At 68.7% G+C, this 15,995-nt stretch carries 15 protein-coding genes and 1 tRNA gene; 6 read left to right on the top strand and 10 right to left on the bottom strand.

Annotated features, from left to right (window positions below; all coding sequences use genetic code 11):
• Positions 1–15 precede the first annotated feature (15 nt).
• Together recG and P8934_RS18485 are read right to left on the bottom strand one after the other, a co-directional pair.
• On the bottom strand, positions 16–2,109 hold the full coding sequence (recG, locus tag P8934_RS18490) for an ATP-dependent DNA helicase RecG (protein ID WP_278032313.1): 2,094 nt from the start codon (positions 2,107–2,109) through the stop codon (positions 16–18).
• Positions 2,106–3,026, bottom strand: a complete 921-nt coding sequence (locus tag P8934_RS18485) for a hydrogen peroxide-inducible genes activator (RefSeq protein WP_278032312.1) — start codon at positions 3,024–3,026, stop codon at positions 2,106–2,108. The genes recG and P8934_RS18485 overlap by 4 nt, the downstream gene beginning before the upstream one ends.
• Positions 3,027–3,139: 113 nt before the next feature.
• Between P8934_RS18485 and P8934_RS18480 the strand changes: the two genes are divergently transcribed.
• Complete coding sequence (locus tag P8934_RS18480) at positions 3,140–4,012, top strand: SDR family oxidoreductase (protein WP_278032311.1); 873 nt, start codon at positions 3,140–3,142, stop codon at positions 4,010–4,012.
• Positions 4,013–4,028: 16 nt separating this feature from the next.
• Here P8934_RS18480 and thpR read toward each other — a convergent pair whose 3' ends face one another.
• The 6 genes from thpR to P8934_RS18450 all read right to left on the bottom strand — a co-directional run bounded on the left by thpR (position 4,029) and on the right by P8934_RS18450 (position 9,393).
• Positions 4,029–4,544 (bottom strand): RNA 2',3'-cyclic phosphodiesterase, encoded by a 516-nt coding sequence (thpR, locus tag P8934_RS18475; RefSeq protein ID WP_278032310.1) that lies wholly within the window; start codon positions 4,542–4,544, stop codon positions 4,029–4,031.
• 162 nt (positions 4,545–4,706) lie between these two features.
• A complete protein-coding gene (locus P8934_RS18470) occupies positions 4,707–5,096 on the bottom strand; it encodes a RidA family protein (protein WP_133637183.1) in 390 nt (129 codons plus the stop codon).
• A gap of 84 nt (positions 5,097–5,180) precedes the next feature.
• Positions 5,181–7,316, bottom strand: coding sequence for a RelA/SpoT family protein (locus tag P8934_RS18465; protein WP_278032309.1), 2,136 nt, complete (start codon positions 7,314–7,316; stop codon positions 5,181–5,183).
• A gap of 66 nt (positions 7,317–7,382) precedes the next feature.
• On the bottom strand, positions 7,383–7,646 hold the full coding sequence (rpoZ, locus tag P8934_RS18460) for a DNA-directed RNA polymerase subunit omega (protein WP_278032308.1): 264 nt from the start codon (positions 7,644–7,646) through the stop codon (positions 7,383–7,385).
• 177 nt (positions 7,647–7,823) lie between these two features.
• On the bottom strand, positions 7,824–8,438 hold the full coding sequence (gmk, locus tag P8934_RS18455; RefSeq protein ID WP_278032307.1) for a guanylate kinase: 615 nt from the start codon (positions 8,436–8,438) through the stop codon (positions 7,824–7,826).
• Positions 8,439–8,529: 91 nt separating this feature from the next.
• A complete protein-coding gene (locus P8934_RS18450) occupies positions 8,530–9,393 on the bottom strand; it encodes a YicC/YloC family endoribonuclease (RefSeq protein ID WP_278032306.1) in 864 nt (287 codons plus the stop codon).
• Between the two features lie 126 nt (positions 9,394–9,519).
• Here P8934_RS18450 and rph point away from each other — a divergent pair, with 126 nt between their 5' ends.
• The gene (gene rph / locus P8934_RS18445; protein ID WP_278032305.1) at positions 9,520–10,257 is read left to right on the top strand and encodes a ribonuclease PH; all 738 of its coding nucleotides are present in this window, start codon (positions 9,520–9,522) and stop codon (positions 10,255–10,257) included.
• A 116-nt stretch (positions 10,258–10,373) separates the two neighbouring features.
• Here the strand turns inward: rph and P8934_RS18440 are convergent, their stop codons facing one another.
• The gene (locus P8934_RS18440; RefSeq protein WP_278032304.1) at positions 10,374–11,141 is read right to left on the bottom strand and encodes an exodeoxyribonuclease III; all 768 of its coding nucleotides are present in this window, start codon (positions 11,139–11,141) and stop codon (positions 10,374–10,376) included.
• Between the two features lie 140 nt (positions 11,142–11,281).
• Here P8934_RS18440 and pyrE point away from each other — a divergent pair, with 140 nt between their 5' ends.
• From pyrE to rep, 3 genes are all read left to right on the top strand, one after another.
• Positions 11,282–11,938: an orotate phosphoribosyltransferase gene (pyrE, locus tag P8934_RS18435; RefSeq protein WP_278034063.1), complete on the top strand. Its 657-nt coding sequence runs from the start codon at positions 11,282–11,284 to the stop codon at positions 11,936–11,938.
• A gap of 95 nt (positions 11,939–12,033) precedes the next feature.
• Complete coding sequence (gene trmL / locus P8934_RS18430; protein ID WP_278032303.1) at positions 12,034–12,552, top strand: tRNA (uridine(34)/cytosine(34)/5-carboxymethylaminomethyluridine(34)-2'-O)-methyltransferase TrmL; 519 nt, start codon at positions 12,034–12,036, stop codon at positions 12,550–12,552.
• Positions 12,552–14,606 (top strand): DNA helicase Rep, encoded by a 2,055-nt coding sequence (rep, locus tag P8934_RS18425; protein WP_278032302.1) that lies wholly within the window; start codon positions 12,552–12,554, stop codon positions 14,604–14,606. The genes trmL and rep overlap by 1 nt, the downstream gene beginning before the upstream one ends.
• Before the next feature lie 102 nt (positions 14,607–14,708).
• Here the strand turns inward: rep and P8934_RS18420 are convergent, their stop codons facing one another.
• Positions 14,709–15,557 (bottom strand): c-type cytochrome, encoded by an 849-nt coding sequence (locus P8934_RS18420; protein ID WP_278032301.1) that lies wholly within the window; start codon positions 15,555–15,557, stop codon positions 14,709–14,711.
• A 222-nt stretch (positions 15,558–15,779) separates the two neighbouring features.
• On the opposite strand from P8934_RS18420, the gene P8934_RS18415 reads away from it, so the two are divergent.
• Positions 15,780–15,856 (top strand) — tRNA-Arg (locus P8934_RS18415).
• Positions 15,857–15,995: the final 139 nt, after the last annotated feature.

The raw sequence follows: 15,995 nt of genomic DNA, 5'->3' as shown, positions 1-15,995 counted from the left end.
GGCAGCTTGGGGCCGTCACACCTGCCCGTAGCGACCCGCTTCCTCTCCCAGCCAGCGCCGGATCAGCGGACGGCTGGCCTCGGGATGCGCATCGAGCAGCGCCGCGGCCAGGGGAGCCACACGGTCCAGCAGGTCGGCGTCGCGCTCCAGGTCGGCAACCTTCATCTGCGCTAGCCCCGTCTGGCGGGTCCCCAGCACCTCGCCGGGGCCACGGATCTCGAGGTCCTTCTCGGCGATGCGGAAACCGTCGGTGGTCTCGCGCATTACCGCCAGGCGCTCCCGGGAGTGGGCCGACAGCGGCGGGTGATAGAGCAGCACGCAGAAGCTCTCGACGGCACCGCGTCCCACCCGCCCGCGTAGCTGGTGGAGCTGAGAGAGCCCCAGGCGCTCGGGGTTCTCGATGATCATCAGGCTGGCATTGGGCACGTCGACCCCCACCTCGATCACCGTGGTGGCCACCAGCAGGTCCAGCTCGCCGGCCTTGAAGGCCTCCATCACCGCGGCCTTCTCGCTGGCCTTCATGCGCCCGTGGACCAGGCCGATGGCCAGTTCCGGCAGGGTCTCGACGAGCTCGTCGCGGGTCGCCTCGGCGGCCTGGCACTGCAGCGCCTCGGACTCCTCGATCAGGGTGCAGACCCAGTAGGCCTGGCGCCCCTCGGCGCAGGCGTGGCGGATGCGCGCCATCACCTCGGGGCGCCGCTCGTCGGGCATCACCACCGTCTTCACCGGGGTCCGGCCCGGGGGCAGCTCGTCGATCACCGAGACGTCCAGGTCGGCATAGGCGCTCATCGCCAGGGTGCGCGGGATCGGGGTGGCGGTCATCACCAGCTGGTGAGGGGTCAGTCCCCCGGCCTCGCCCTTCTCGCGCAGCGCCAGGCGCTGGTGGACGCCGAAGCGGTGCTGCTCGTCGATGATGGCAAGCCCCAGGCGCTGGAAGTGCACGTCGCCCTGGAAGAGCGCGTGGGTCCCCACCACCATGCGCGCCCGGCCGTCCTGGATGGCCGCCTTGGTGTCGAGGCGCGCCTTGCCCTTGAGCTTGCCGGAGAGCCAGGCGACCTCGATGCCGAGCGGCTCGAACCAGGCGCTGAAGGTGCGGTAGTGCTGCTCGGCCAGTATCTCGGTGGGGGCCATCATCGCTGCCTGGCAGTCGGCGGCGATGGCCGAGAGCGCCGCCATGGCGGCGACCACCGTCTTGCCCGAGCCCACGTCGCCCTGCACCAGGCGCAGCATGGGCACCTGGCGCGCCAGGTCGGCGGCGATCTCGTCGAGCACCCGGCGCTGGGCGCCGGTCAGCGCGAAGGGCAGCTGTGTCAGGAAGCGGGCCTGCAGGCTGCGTCCTCCGGGCAGCGCCGGGGCCCCGTCCTCCTGGATGCGCTGGCGCACCTCCTGCAGGCTGAGCCGGTGGGCGAGCAGCTCCTCCAGGGCCAGGCGACGCCGCGCCGGGTGGCGGCCGGCCGCCAGCTGCTCCGCGTCGGCCTCCGGGTGCGGACGATGCAGGGTGTCCAGGCAGTGGTAAAGCTCGGGCAGGCCGAAGCGCTGGCGCAGGGGGGCGGGAATGCCGTCGGGGAGGGCGTCCGGGGCGGTATCCAGCCGCGCCAGGGCCTGGTCGATCAGTGCCCGCAGGCGGGTCTGGTGGAGGCCCTCGGTGGCCGGGTAGATGGGCGTCAGGTGGTCCTCCACCGGGGCCTCGCCGCCGGCCAGCAGGCGGTACTCCGGGTGGTAGAGTTCCAGGCCGGTGGCGCCGGCACGGGCCTCGCCGAAGGCGCGCACCCGTGCCCCGGGCTGGAACTGCTGCTGCTGCGCCGGGGAGAAGTGGAAGAAGCGCAGACTGAGGATCCCGGAGCCGTCGCGCAGGCGCACCAGCAGGCTGCGCCGCCGGCCGCGCACCACCTCGCCGGCCACCACCTCGCCCTCCACCACGGCCTCGTGGCCCGCGCGCAGGGTGGCGATGGGGGTGATGCGGGTGCGGTCCTGGTAGCGCAGCGGCAGGTGGAACAGCAGGTCGCTGACGCGTTCGATCCCCAGCCGGGCCAGCTTGAGGGAGAGCGCCTCGCCGACGCCCTTGAGGTCCGTGACGGGCGCGTCCAGGGTCGTCGTGTCGTCGCTCATGCCGGCTCGAGCTCTGCCTGGCGGCAGTGCGCGATGGCCTCGGTCACGGCATCGATGGCCCGGGGCCGCGGGAAGCTGGCGCGCCAGGCGATGGCCACGGTCCGCGAGGGTGCCGGGGCGGTGAAGGGGCGACTTATCAGCATGCCGCTCTCGTAGTGGCCGGTGCCGATGGCCGAGTGGGGCAGCACGGTGATGCCGAGCTTGGAGGCCACCATGTGGCGGATGGTCTCCAGCGAGCCGCCCTCGGCAGTGAGGGTGTTAGAGGGGCTCGCGAGCTGGTGGCTGATCGCCGGGCAGGCCTCGAGGATCTGGTCCCGGAAGCAGTGGCCCTCGCCGAGCAGCAGCAGGCGCTCCTCCAGCAGGTCTTCCTTGTCGATGCTCTCCCGGGAGGCCCAGCGATGGTCGGCCGGCAGCAGTACCTCGAAGGCCTCCTCGTAGAGCGGCTTGGTGACCACGTCGGTCTCGGTGAAGGGCAGCGCGATGATGATGGCATCCAGTTCGCCGCTGCGCAGCTTGCGGCGCAGGTTGCCGGTGAAGCCCTCCTCGATGTAGAGCGGCATCTGCGGCGCACGCCGGGAGAGCTCCGGGATCAGGTGAGGGAAGAGGTAGGGGCCGATCGTGTAGATGGCGCCGATGCGCAGGGGGCTCGCCAGCTGGTCGCGGCCGGCCGTGGCCAATTCCTTGATGACGCTGCTCTGTTCCAGCACGCGCTGGGCCTGCTCGACGATCTTCTCGCCCAGCGGGGTGACCTGCACGGTGGATTTCGAGCGTTCGAACAGCGCCACGCCCAGCTCCTCCTCGAGCTTCTTGACGGCCACCGAGAGTGTCGGCTGGGAGACGAAGCAGCGCTCCGCCGCGCGTCCGAAATGGCGCTCCTGGGCCAGTGTCACGATGTAGCGGAGTTCTGTTAGAGTCATTGTGGTGCCGGCAGGCATCCTCTTCGAAGCGGGTGACGGTCCCAATGATCTCGCCCGATGCACAGGGACACAATAATGCCAATAGGGACTTTTTATCAGGGGGCGAGGGAAAGGTGAAGACGACGACACTGATTCTGGGCTGCGGCGACATCGGCATGGCACTGGGGCGCGAGCTCCGCGAGGCGGGGCACCGGGTGATCGGGGCGCGCCGTAACCCGCGCGCGCTGGAAGGCAGCGGGCTGGAGGCCGTGGCGGTCGACCTGAACGACCCGACCACTCTGGCCGGGCTGCCCGACGCCGAGACGCTGGTCTATGTGGTCAGCGCCGACCGCTTCGAGGAGGCGGCCTATCGCGCCGCCTACCTCGATGGCCTCAACGCGGTGCTGGCCGAGTTCGCCGGCCGCGACACGGCGCCCGGGCGGGTGCTCTTCGTCTCCTCGACCAGCGTCTACGCCCAGCGCGATGGCGAGGTGGTCGACGAGACCAGCCCCGCCGACCCCTCGGGCTTCTCGGGCCTGCTGATGCGCGAGGCCGAGCAGGCACTGATCGACCATGAGCTCCCGGGCACCGTGGTGCGCTTCTCGGGCATCTACGGCCCGGGTCGTGACCGCCTGATCCGCCAGGTCGGCGAGGGTCGCATCGCCCCGGCGAGCCCCGTCATGTACTCCAACCGCATCCACCGCGACGACTGCGCCGGGGTGCTGGCCCACCTGATCAGCCGGCACCTGGCGGGCGATCCCCTCGAGGCGCTCTACCTCGCCAGCGACTGCGAGCCGGCGCCCCTGCACGAGGTGATGGCCTGGCTGGCGAAGCAGTTGAAGGTCGAGGCCACCGAGACCATCCAGTCGCCGCTGCGCCGCCGTGCCAGCAAGCGCTGCGACAATACCCGGCTGCTCGAGAGCGGCTATCGCTTCCGCTATCCCAGTTTCCGCGAGGGCTATGCCCAGGTGCTGAAGGCGGGCGGCTTCCTGCCCGAGAAGGCGTGAGGGAAGGGCGGCCCGCTCAGGCCGTCGGCGAACGGGCCAGGGTCTCGTAACGGGCCCCGTCGTTCTCGGTGAAGGAGCGCACCAGCGAGAGTCGCCGCCAGGGCCAGGCCAGGTCGATCGCGGGCAGGCCCCGGGTCTCCAGCCGGCGGGCGCGGCGCAGCAGGGTGACATGGGGCACGAAGTGTCCCGGCCTGTGGTCGAAGCCGAACGCTGCCAGCCCGTTCCACAGCGAGCCATGGAGCCGCACCAGCGCCGGGTCAGGCGTCTGGCCGCCGACCCAGACGATGCCCGGGCGACGGAAGGCGCCCCAGGCATCGAGCCGCCACTCCCCCGCCGGGATCGACCGCTCGCCGACCCAGGTCGCGAGCGCCGCTGCCCGCTCCTTGGCCACCTCGCCGAGGAAGGCCAGCGTCAGGTGCAGGCTGTCGTCGGGCATGCGGCGCCCGCCACAGCGGGCCCGGGCGAGCTCAGCCAGCTCGCCGAGCCGCTGGCGTAGCTCGTCGGGAGGCTCCAGCGCCAGAAATAAACGCAAAAAGCTTGTCCTGAAATTTAGAAAAGGATGGAGTCGCGTCACGAGCGAAGAGAGGCTGGTCGCCGCCGGAGCGCAGCTCCCGGAGTGTAGCTTGCTACATGAGGAGAGCGAGCACCGCCGGCGGCCAGGATCTCGAGCGCAGTAGCGAATCCACCTTTTCTTCTAGTCGCCGATGACCATGATCCCCTCGGCCTCGAACTGCGCCCCCTTGGGCAGCGCCTTGACGCCGATGGCGGCGCGGGCCGGATAGGGCTTCTCGAAGAACTCCTCCATCACCTGGTTGACCACGGCGAAGTGCTCCAGGTCGACCAGGTAGAGGTTGAGCTTGACCACGTCCTGCAGGGTGCCGGCGGCCTCCTCGCAGACGGCCTTGAGGTTGGTGAAGACCTGGCGCGCCTGGGCCTCGAAGTCGTCGGAGACCAGCGCCATGGTGGCCGGGTCCAGCGGGATCTGCCCGGAAAGGTAGACGGTGTTGCCGGCCTTGATGGCCTGGGAGTAGGGGCCGATGGCGGCGGGGGCCTGGTCGGTGTTGATCACGGCCTTGTTGCTCATGGTGGTGCTCCTTTCAGTCCAGCGTCGTGAAACGGGAAAAGCCGCCCGCCCGCCGCCCCATGCGGCCGGCGGAACGGAAGGGGTTCAGTTGCCGAGGCGGGTGATGCGGCCTACGTGGGCGAGGTTGCGCAGGCGCTTGATGATGCGCGCCAGGTGCACGCGGTTGCGCACCGAGAGGATGAGGTTGACGATCGACAGCCGTGCATCGCGCTCCTCGATGCCGATGCGCTCGATGTTGGCGCCGGCGTCAGTGACCAGTGCGGCGAGCTCCGCCACCAGGCCGCGGCGGCTCTCCACCTCCAGGCGCAGGGCGGCCGGGAAGTCCTCGTCGATGTCGTCGGACCACTCCAGCGCGAACAGCTTGTCCGGGTCGTTCCTGAGCTCGGCCAGGTTGCGGCACTCGGCGCGGTGGACCACGATGCCCTTGCCCGCGGAGAGGTGGCCGATCACCGGGTCGCCGGGCAGCGGACGGCAGCAGCGGGCGAACTTGATGACCATGCCCTCCGCGCCGCTGATCACAACCGGGCCCTGGGCATGCGCCGGTTGCGCCGTGGGCTCGCCCGTCTCGCCCTGCTGCAGTTCGACCAGCCGGCGGGCCACCACATGGGCGACCCGGGTGCCCAGCCCGATGGATTCCAGCAGGCTATCCTGGCCCTTCAGCGAATGCTCCTTGAGCAGCCTGTCGACCAGTCCCTCGGGCAGCTCCTCCAGGCTGGTCTCGAACGTCGCCAGGGCCTTGTTCAGCAGGCGTCGGCCGAGCTGTACCGCCTCGGTGTGCTGCTGGTGCTTCAGCGCGTGGCGGATCGCCGAGCGCGCCTTGGCGGTGACCACGAAGTTGAGCCAGGCCAGGTTGGGGCGCGCCCCGGGGGCGGTGATGATCTCCAGGGTCTGGCCGCTCTCCAGGCGGGTGGAAAGCGGAGCCAGGTGGCGGTCGATGCGACAGGCGATACAGCCGTTGCCGATATCGGTATGCACGCTGTAGGCGAAGTCGATCACCGTGGCGCCCTGGGGCAGCTCCATGATGTCGCCCTTGGGCGTGAACACGTAGATGTCATCGGGGAAGAGGTCGTTCTTGACGTGCTCGATGAACTCCAGCGAATCCCCGGCGTGGCGCTGCATCTCAAGCAGGCCCTTGACCCAGGCCCGCGCCCGGGCATGGCTGCCCTGGGCGATGGGGTGCTCGGTCTGGCCGGCCTTGTAGAGCCAGTGAGCGGCGATGCCGTTGTTGGCCAGGGCCTCCATCTCGCGGGTGCGGATCTGCACCTCGATGGGCATGCCGCCGCGGCCGAACAGGGTGGTGTGCAGGCTCTGGTAGCCGTTGGCCTTGGGGATGGCGATGTAGTCCTTGAAGCGCCCCGGCACCGGCTTGTAGAGGTTGTGCACCACGCCGAGGATGCGATAGCAGCTGTCGACGTCCTCGGTGATGATGCGAAAGCCGAAGACGTCCATGATCTCGGCGAACGACTTCCGCTGGTCGCGCATCTTGCGGTAGATCGACAGCAGGTGCTTCTGGCGGCCGATCACCGTGCCCGGCAGGCCCTCGTCGTCGAGGCTCTGCTGCAGGCTGGTCTGGAGCTGGCGGATCGTCGAGCGGCGATGGCCCCGGGCGCTGGAGACGGCGCGCTTGATGCGCTCGGCGCGCATCGGGTAGAGGGCCTGGAAGGAGAGGTCCTCGAGCTCGACGCGGATGGTGTTGATGCCCAGGCGGCTGGCGATGCGGGCGTAGATCTCCAGGGTCTCGCGGGCGATGCGGCGCTTCTTCTCGGGACGCAGGGCGCCCAGGGTGCGCATGTTGTGCAGGCGGTCGGCGAGCTTGACGATGATCACCCGGATGTCGCGCGACATCGCCAGCACCATCTTCTGGAAGTTCTCGGCCTGGGCGACCGCCTTGTCCTCGAAGGTGATCTGGGTCAGCTTGGAGACGCCGTCGACCAGCTCGGCGACGGGCTTGCCGAACTGCTCGCCCAGGGCCTTCTTGGCGACCCCGGTATCCTCGATGACATCGTGCAGCATGGCGGCCATCAGGCTCTGATGGTCCATGTGCATGTTGGCCAGGATGTTGGCCACCGCCAGGGGGTGCGTGACGTAGGGTTCGCCGGAGCGCCGTCGCTGGCCGTCGTGGGCCTGCTCGGCATAGTAGAAGGCGCGCCTGACCTGCCGGATCTCGTCCTGGGGGAGGTAGCCGCCGAGTCGGTCGGCCAGGTCATCGATGGTGAACATGTGGCGCGCCCTGACTGCTGCGTGATGGCCCTGTGGGAAAGCGCTCCTGCGCCGGGAGGGGCAGGATCACTCCTCGACGTGGGTGCCCGGCTCGAACTCGGGGCGGACGCGCACCGGTGCGGCCTCGACGGGTTCGTCGAGCACGCTGGCGTCGACCAGCCCCTCGGCGATCTCGCGCAGGGCCATGACGGTGGGCTTGTCGTTCTCCCAGGGCAGGAGGGCGTCGCGGGAGCCGCGCGCCAGCTGGCGGGCACGGTGAGTGGAGATCATCACCAGCTTGAAGCGGTTTTCGACGTTTTCCAGACAATCTTCGACGGTGACACGTGCCATGGATGCCTTCCTGAATAGTGCTGACGGGCAAAACCCCGGTCGACGTGGGGACGCCCCGGGAATTCCACCGATGGGTAGACCGGATAGATTACTCGACCCCCGGCTGCCCTGACAAGCGCCGCGGCGGGGGCGGGACAGGCGCCGAGGCCGGCGTCACGACAAGCGCTGCTGCTGAATTTAAGACAAGAGCGCGGCGAGCAACGGGGCATGGTGCTCGCTCACCTTCTCGCGCGTCAGGCGACGGGCTATGACCAGCGACTGCAGCTCGCGCAGGGCGGTGGTGAAGTCGTCGTTGATCACCAGGTAGTCGTACTCGTCGTGATGGGTCATCTCCTCCACCGCATCGCGCATGCGTCGGGCGATCACCGCGTGCTCGTCGGTGCCGCGGCTGGCCAGCCGGCGCTCCAGCTCCTCCCGGGAGGGGGGCAGGATGAACACCGAGACGGCATCGGGCAGCTGCTGGCGAACCTGGCGGGCGCCCTGCCAGTCGATCTCCAGGATCACGTCCTGGCCGGCGGCGAGCATCGCCTCCACGGTGCGGCGCGAGGTGCCGTAGTAGTTGTCGAAGACCCGGGCGTACTCGAAGAAGTCGCCGTGCTCGATCATGGTCTCGAAGGCCGGCACGTCCACGAAGTGGTAGTTGACGCCGTCCACCTCGCCCTCGCGGCGCTCGCGGGTGGTATGGGAAACCGAGACCTGGATGCCGTCGAGGCTTTCGATCAACTCGCGTACCAGGCTGGTCTTGCCGGCGCCGGAGGGAGCGGAAACGATGAAGAGCGTACCTTGGGCCATGATCAGGGGTCCCCGACGTTACAACGGATGGTGAGCGGCTGCGCAAAGGGCGGAGTATCGCACAGAATGGCGACCGGCCTGTAGCCGGGGCCTACTCGATGTTCTGGATCTGCTCGCGCATCTGCTCGATCAGTACCTTGAGCTCCACCGCGCAACGGGTGGTGGCCGCCACCACCGACTTGGACGACAGGGTGTTGGCCTCGCGGTTGAGCTCCTGCATCAGGAAGTCCAGGCGGCGGCCGATGGGACCCTTCTGCTTGAGCTGGCGCTCCACCTCGGCGACATGGGTGGCCAGGCGGTCGAGCTCCTCGTCGACGTCGGCCTTCTGGGCGAGCAGCACCAGCTCGGCCTCGAGCCGCTGGGGGTCCAGCTCGGCGCGCATCGCCTCAAGCCGCTCCAGCAGCTGGGCCCGCTGGCGCTCGAGGATCTGCGGCATCAGCCGGCGAACCTCGGCCACCTGGGCATTCACCGCGGTGATCCGCTCGCGGATCAGCGCGGCGAGCTTCTCGCCCTCCCGGGCGCGGCCGGCGACCAGGTCGTCCAGGGCGGCCTGAAAGAGCGCCAGCGCCTCCTGCTTGACGGCCTCCATGTCGGGGCCGCGGCTGTCCAGCACGCCGGGGTGGCCGAGCAGGCTCAGCGCATCGGGCATGGCGGTCCCGGGAACGCTTTCGCGGACCTCCTCCAGGGCCGTGGCCAGCGCCGCCAGGCGCCGTCGGTCGACGGTCGGGGCGGCCTCGTCGCCGGCCGGGTCGAAGCGCAGGGTGCATTCGACCTTGCCCCGGGCCAGGCGTGCGCGCAGCGCCTCGCGGAACATCGGCTCCAGGTCGCGCAGCGCCTCCGGCAGGCGGAAGTGGGGCTCCAGATAGCGCTGGTTCACCGAGCGCAGCTCGAGCTGCAGGGTGCCCGCCGCGGTGTCGCGGTCCTGGCGTGAAAAGGCGGTCATGCTGTGGGCCATGGTGCCTCCCGGTGCGCCGTGATCTCTCTGGGCGGGCAGTGTAACCGATTCCCCGCCCAGACCGTGTAGAATGGCCGCCATTCCACGGGTGTCTTCCCGTCATCATCACGATTCAAGAGAGGTGCCATGTCCTCGGAGATCCGGCGTCCCAGCGGACGCGCCCCCGACCAGTCCCGCGAGATCCGTCTCACCCGCGACTATACCCGCCACGCCGAGGGCTCGGTGCTGGTGGAATTCGGCGACACCAGGGTGCTGTGCAACGCCAGCGTCGAGGTCGGCGTGCCGCGCTGGCTGCGCGGCAAGAAGCAGGGCTGGGTGACCGCCGAGTACGGCATGCTGCCCCGGGCCACCCATACCCGCGGCAGCCGCGAGGCGACCCGCGGCAAGCAGGGCGGGCGTACCCTGGAGATCCAGCGGCTGATCGGTCGCTCGCTGAGGGCGGCGGTGAACCTCAAGAAGCTCGGCGAGTTCACCATCACCGTGGACTGCGACGTCATCCAGGCCGATGGCGGCACCCGCACCGCCTCCATCACCGGTGGCTGCGTGGCGCTGATCGATGCCATCCGCCACTTGCAGCGCGAGAAGCTGATCAAGGGCGACCCCTTCCACCAGCTGGTGAGCTCGGTGTCGGTGGGGCTGTTCAAGGGGCAGCCGGTGGTCGATCTGGACTACCCCGAAGACTCCGGTGCCGATACCGACATGAACGTGGTGATGGCCGAGGGGGGCGGACTGATCGAGGTGCAGGGCACCGCCGAGGCCGGCACCTTCAGTCGTGCCCAGCTCGACGCCATGCTCGACCTGGCCGAGAAGGCCGGCAACGAGCTGTTTGAGCACCAGCGCGCGGCCCTGGGCATCCGCGGCTGAGCCCGGGCGGTTGGCCGAGGCGCTGTCGAGCCCTCGCCCCGTGAAAATGCATCGCGCCGGCCCGAGGGCCGGCGCGATGCATTCCGGAGACCGGAACGGCGACAAAGGGAGCGGACTCAGAGCGTCAGGTCATACTCGACGATCAGCGGGGCGAACTCCGAGAAGGTGGCATCGTAGTCGATCCAGGCGTCCACCACGTGGCGACGGAACTCGGGGCCCACCACCTGGTAGTCGATGCGCCAGCCCTCCTGGCGGGAGCGCGGCACCTCCTGGTCGAGCTTCGGCCACCAGGTGTACTCGCCGGCGTCGCGGTTGATCTCGCGGAAGCAGTCGATGAAGCCGGTGGGGCCGAACACCTGGTCCATCCAGGCGCGCTCCTCGGGCTTGAAGCCGGGCGTGGTCTGGTTGTCGGCCCAGTTCTCCAGGTCGATGGTCTTGTGGGCGATGTGCCAGGTGCCGCAGATGATGTACTCGCGCCGCTTGCGGGCCATTTTCGACAGGTACTCCTGATACTGGGTCATGAAGGCCTGCTTGGCGGCAACGTCGCTGCCGTCGGGCATCAGGAAGCTGGCGATGCTGAAGCGGTCGTAGTCGGCCTGCAGGAAGCGCGCCTCATGGTCGCACTGGGGAAAGCCCAGGCCGTACATGATCGCCTTGGGGATCTTGCGGCAGTAGAGGCCGACCCCCGAGAAGCCGTCCTGTTCGGCATCGAGAAAGTAGCCCTCGTAGCCTTCCGGATAGAGGATGCTGTCGTCCAGCTCGAAGCTCTTGGCCTTGAGGTTCTGCACGCAGACGACATCGGCGTCCTGGCCGGCCAGCCAGTCGAGAAAGCCTCGACCGACGGCCTCGCGGATGCCGTTGACATTGATGGTGGCGATTTTCATACATGGTCCCTTTTGCGTCGCGCGTGTATGATACCCGACGTTTCGACGTTTGGGTAAATGGCCCCGGTCGATAGACGTGATACAGGCCCTTGAGCGTGGAGAGAGGAGGCCCCGTGGCGGACCAGCCCGGCGCGCAGCGCATGCAAGACTACCAGCGGGAGTTCATCGAGTTCGCCATCGAGCAGGGCGTGTTGAGCTTCGGCGAGTTCACCCTGAAATCCGGTCGGGTCAGCCCCTACTTCTTCAATGCCGGCCTGTTCCGGACCGGTGGCGCCCTGGCGCGGCTGGGGCGCTTCTATGCGCGGGCCATCCAGGCCAGCGGCCTCGAGATCGACGTGCTGTTCGGCCCGGCCTACAAGGGCATCCCGCTGGCGGCCACCACCGCCGTGGCGCTGGCCGACCACCATGACCGCGACCTGCCCTATGCCTTCAACCGCAAGGAGGCCAAGGATCACGGCGAGGGCGGCAATATCGTCGGGGCCGCCCTCGAGGGACGGGTGCTGATCATCGACGACGTGATCACCGCCGGCACCGCCATCCGTGAGGTGATGGGCCTGATCGAGGGCGCCGGTGCCCGGGCGGCCGGGGTGCTGATCGCCCTGGACCGCCAGGAGCGCGGCCGGGGCGAGACCAGTGCCATCCAGGAGGTCGAGGCCGCCTATGACATGCCGGTGGTCAGCATCGTGACCCTGGACCTGGTGCTCGAGTACCTCGAAGCGCACGCCGGCGAGGCGATGCAGCCCCATGCCGAGGCGATCCGCGCCTATCGCGCTCGCTATGGCGTGAGAGGCGACTGAGCGTCACGCGGCGTGCGGTAGGCGCTTGGCGATCGTCCCTCGGGCCCCGCACGGGGCCCGAGTGCGTTGCGCGCCCTTCATATCAGGAGTCGTTGATGCTCGACGTGGTGCTCTACCAGCCCGAGATTCCCCCCAACACCGGCAACCTGATCCGCCTCTGCGCGAACACCGGGTTCCGGCTGCACCTGATCGAGCCCCTGGGCTTCGTGCTGGACGACAAGCGGCTGCGCCGTGCGGGGCTCGACTACCACGAGTGGGCGCGGGTCAGGACCCATGCCGACTGGGCGGCCTTCCTGGCAGCGGTGGCCCCGGAGCGGGTCTTCGCCGTCTCGACCCGCGGGCGCACCGGCTACCATGAACCGGCCTATCGCGAGGGGGATGCCCTGGTGTTCGGCCCCGAGACTCGCGGCCTGCCCCAGGCGCTGCTCGATGCCCTGCCTGAGGCCCGGCGCCTGCGCATTCCCATGCTGGCAGAGAGTCGCAGCCTGAACCTCTCCAACGCCTGTGCGGTGGTGGTCTTCGAGGCCTGGCGCCAGCTGGAATTCGTGGGGTCCGGCCTTCCGGGGACCGGCTTGCCGGAGCGCGACGACCCCGAGCCTGCGAGGAATCGCTGATGTCACCCACCATCGCCAGCCGGCTCGCCGGCCTCAATCCCCGCCAGCAGGAGGCCGTGCGCTACATCGACGGCCCCTGCCTGGTGCTGGCCGGGGCGGGCTCCGGCAAGACCAGCGTGATCACCACCAAGATCGCCTACCTGGTGCAGGAGTGCGGCATGAGCGCCCGGCGCATCGCCGCGGTGACCTTCACCAACAAGGCCGCCCGGGAGATGAAGGAGCGCGTGGGCAGCATGCTCAAGGGCAAGGAGGGGCACGGGCTTACCGTCTCCACCTTCCATACCCTGGGGCTCAACATCATCCGCAGTGAGCTCAAGGCGCTGGGCTACCGGCCGGGCTTCTCGCTCTTCGACCCGGAGGATGCCAAGGCGCTGCTGCGTGACCTGATGAACAAGGATGCCCAGGTCGACGCCGACCAGATCAACGCCGTGCAGCACCAGATTTCCCAGTGGAAGAATGACCTGGTGCTGCCCGGCCAGGCCCTCTCGCATGCCGCGGACGACGACGAGCAGTACGCTGCGCGGGTCTATGAGGCCTATGTGCGCCACCTCAAGGCCTACAACGCCGTGGACTTCGACGACCTGATCCTGCTGCCGGTGGTGCTGCTGCGTGACGATCCCGAGGCACTGGCCCGCTGGCGGCGCAAGATCCACTACATGCTGGTGGACGAGTACCAGGACACCAACATCAGCCAGTACCTGCTGGTGCGGCTGCTGATGGGCGAACGCTCGACCTTCACCGTGGTGGGCGATGACGACCAGTCGATCTATGCCTGGCGCGGGGCGCGCCCCGAGAACCTGGTCACCCTGGGCGAGGACTTCCCGCGTCTCAAGGTGATCAAGCTGGAGCAGAACTACCGCTCCACCGGCACCATCCTGCGCGCCGCCAATACGTTGATTGCCAACAACCCCCACGTCTACGACAAGACCCTGTGGTCGGAGATGGGCGAGGGCGCGGCGATCCGCGTGGTGGTCAACCGCCACGAGGAGGCCGAGGCCGAGCGCGTGGCCAGCGAGATCCTCACCCGGCGCATCAAGGAGTCCGCCGAGTGGCGCGACTTCGCGGTGCTCTACCGCGGCAACTTCCAGGCCCGGCTGCTGGAGCTCAAGCTGCAGCACTACCAGATCCCCTACAAGCTCTCCGGTGGCACCTCCTTCTTCTCGCGCAACGAGATCAAGGACGCCATGGCCTACCTGCGGCTGCTGATCAACCCGGCCGACGACAACGCCTTCCTGCGCATCGTCAACGTGCCGCGTCGAGAGATTGGCCCCAGCACCCTGGAGAAGCTGGCCAACTACGCCACCGAGCGCGGCATCTCGCTGTTCGCCGCCTGCCACGAGCTGGGCCTGGAGCAGCAGCTGCCGGTCAAGGCTGTCGAGAGGTTGGGGAGGTTTACCCACTTCATCGACGGCGTCCGGCGGCGCATGGACCAGGGCGATGCCATCGACGCCATCCGCGGCATGCTGCACGAGATGGACTACGAGGCCTGGCTCTACCAGAACGCCAGCGCCCCGACCATCGCCGAGCGGCGCATGGCCAACGTCTGGGTGCTGGTCGACCAGCTCGAGAAGTCCATGAACCGTGACCCCGAGGACACGGCGAGCACGGAGACTGAGACCGATGACGTGGAGGCGGCGATCTCGCGGCTGGTGCTGCGCGACATCCTCGAGCAGCAGGCCGAGGAGGACGACTCCGACCGGGTGCAGCTGTTGACCATGCACGCCTCCAAGGGCCTGGAGTTCCCCCATGTCTACCTGATGGGCCTGGAGGAGGAGCTGCTGCCCCACCGCAACGCCATCGAGGCGGGCACCGTGGAGGAGGAGCGTCGCTTGGCCTACGTGGGCATCACCCGAGCGCGCCGTACCCTGACCCTGACGCTGGCCCGCCAGCGCAAGGCCTACTGCGAGCTGATGGACTGCACACCCAGCCGCTTCCTCGACGAGTTGCCGGAAGGCGACCTGGAGTGGGAGGGTCGCGCCGACCGCGAGGACCCGGAGAAGAAGCAGGCACGCGGGCAGGACGCCATCGCCGGGCTGCGCTCTCTATTGGGCTGAGGGAGTGCCGCGCGAAGGTGGTAGCCTCGATCAATCCATGAGGGACTAAACGCAAGCGGGGCGCCTCAAGGGCGCCCCGCACGCTTTCCCGTGGCCGGGAGCTCACTGCACCGGCTCGACCAGGTAGTCGGTGGCGGCCTTCACCTCGTCATCGGAGAGGCTCGGGTTGCCGCCCTTGGCCGGCATGGCGTTGAAGCCGTTGATGGAGTGGTCATAGAGGGTCTCCATGCCCTGCTCCAGGCGCGCACTCCACTGCTCGGCGTTGCCGCGCACCGGGGCGCCGGCGGCGCCGGTCTCGTGGCAGGCCATGCACACGCTGTTGTAGATCGCCTCGCCATCGATGCCGGCATGGGCCGGTTCGTCACCGGAGGCGGCGGCTTCCCCGTCGGCGGCCGCTTGCGCTTCGCCGGAGGCGGCGTCTTCCGCCTCAGAGGCCGCTTGTTCTTCACCGGAGGCTGCCGCTTCCTCGTCGCCGCTGGCACCGGTGTCGCCACCCAACTCCGGCACGTCCATCACCGGCTCGACCAGGTAGGCGGTCGCCGCTTCCATCTCCTCATCGGAGAGGTTGGGGTTGCCACCGCGGGCCGGCATGGCGTTGAAGCCATTGATGGAGTGGCTCAGCAGGGTCTCGAAGCCCTTGCCGGTGCGTTCGCTCCAGGCGGCCTCGTCGCCGCGCACCGGGGCACCGGCGGCGCCGGTCTCGTGGCAGGCCATGCAGACATTGTTGTAGATGCCTTCGCCGTCCACGCTGCCGCCATCACTCGAGGTATCACCGCCTCCGCTGCTGGCTGCCATGGCGGTACCGCAATCCTCGCCCTGCAGGCAGAGTTCCCCGACCGGCTTCAGGCGTTCGGCGATGGCCTCGCGCTCCGCGTCGTCCTGTGCAACGGCGATACCTGCGGTCAGGCCCAGGGTGGCCAGACACCCCATGATCAGCTTGCTGGATTTCACTCTCACCACCTCTCGACGGTCCTGTCATCGGAATCACGCTCGGCATCACGTCAGCCGGTGGACACCATGGCGCGCATAAGTGCTCGCCAGTATACCGGCATCACCTACGCCTGGAAAATGTCGCGGCTCAACCCATGGCCGGGGGAGCACGGGATGGCCGCTGGACAGCGGCGGGGCTGGCGGGTACGATGTCGACCGCTTGGCACCCACCGCCAGGCATGTGCGCCCGTAGCTCAGTTGGATAGAGTATCGGCCTCCGAAGCCGAGGGTCGCAGGTTCGAATCCTGCCGGGCGCGCCACGAATTCAAGGGCCTGCGACACTGTCGCAGGCCCTTTTTCGTTCGCCTGTGCATCTGGCGCCCTGTCCGGAAACCGCTACCCTACATAGTCGCTTTTGAACCCACCGGCCGGCTCGGGCACCATCTCGGTTTCGCCTAC

Source organism: Halomonas sp. CKK8, from assembly GCF_029625235.1.
GTDB classification, from domain to species: domain Bacteria; phylum Pseudomonadota; class Gammaproteobacteria; order Pseudomonadales; family Halomonadaceae; genus Halomonas; species Halomonas ventosae.
The sequence above is the reverse complement of the archived record's forward strand: the minus strand, read 5'-3'. Positions and strand labels throughout refer to the sequence as shown.

Excerpts from the sequence above, each read along its gene's own strand:
- P8934_RS18465 (WP_278032309.1), bottom strand. The coding sequence starts at position 7,316 with ATGTTCACCATCGATGACCTGGCCGACCGACTCGGCGGCTACCTCCCC.
- trmL (WP_278032303.1), top strand. The coding sequence starts at position 12,034 with ATGCTCGACGTGGTGCTCTACCAGCCCGAGATTCCCCCCAACACCGGC.
- recG (WP_278032313.1), bottom strand. The coding sequence starts at position 2,109 with ATGAGCGACGACACGACGACCCTGGACGCGCCCGTCACGGACCTCAAG.
- P8934_RS18440 (WP_278032304.1), bottom strand. The coding sequence starts at position 11,141 with ATGAAAATCGCCACCATCAATGTCAACGGCATCCGCGAGGCCGTCGGT.
- pyrE (WP_278034063.1), top strand. The coding sequence starts at position 11,282 with ATGCAAGACTACCAGCGGGAGTTCATCGAGTTCGCCATCGAGCAGGGC.
- rph (WP_278032305.1), top strand. The coding sequence starts at position 9,520 with ATGTCCTCGGAGATCCGGCGTCCCAGCGGACGCGCCCCCGACCAGTCC.
- P8934_RS18485 (WP_278032312.1), bottom strand. The coding sequence starts at position 3,026 with ATGACTCTAACAGAACTCCGCTACATCGTGACACTGGCCCAGGAGCGC.
- rep (WP_278032302.1), top strand. The coding sequence starts at position 12,552 with ATGTCACCCACCATCGCCAGCCGGCTCGCCGGCCTCAATCCCCGCCAG.
- P8934_RS18450 (WP_278032306.1), bottom strand. The coding sequence starts at position 9,393 with ATGGCCCACAGCATGACCGCCTTTTCACGCCAGGACCGCGACACCGCG.
- P8934_RS18470 (WP_133637183.1), bottom strand. The coding sequence starts at position 5,096 with ATGAGCAACAAGGCCGTGATCAACACCGACCAGGCCCCCGCCGCCATC.
- rpoZ (WP_278032308.1), bottom strand. The coding sequence starts at position 7,646 with ATGGCACGTGTCACCGTCGAAGATTGTCTGGAAAACGTCGAAAACCGC.
- gmk (WP_278032307.1), bottom strand. The coding sequence starts at position 8,438 with ATGGCCCAAGGTACGCTCTTCATCGTTTCCGCTCCCTCCGGCGCCGGC.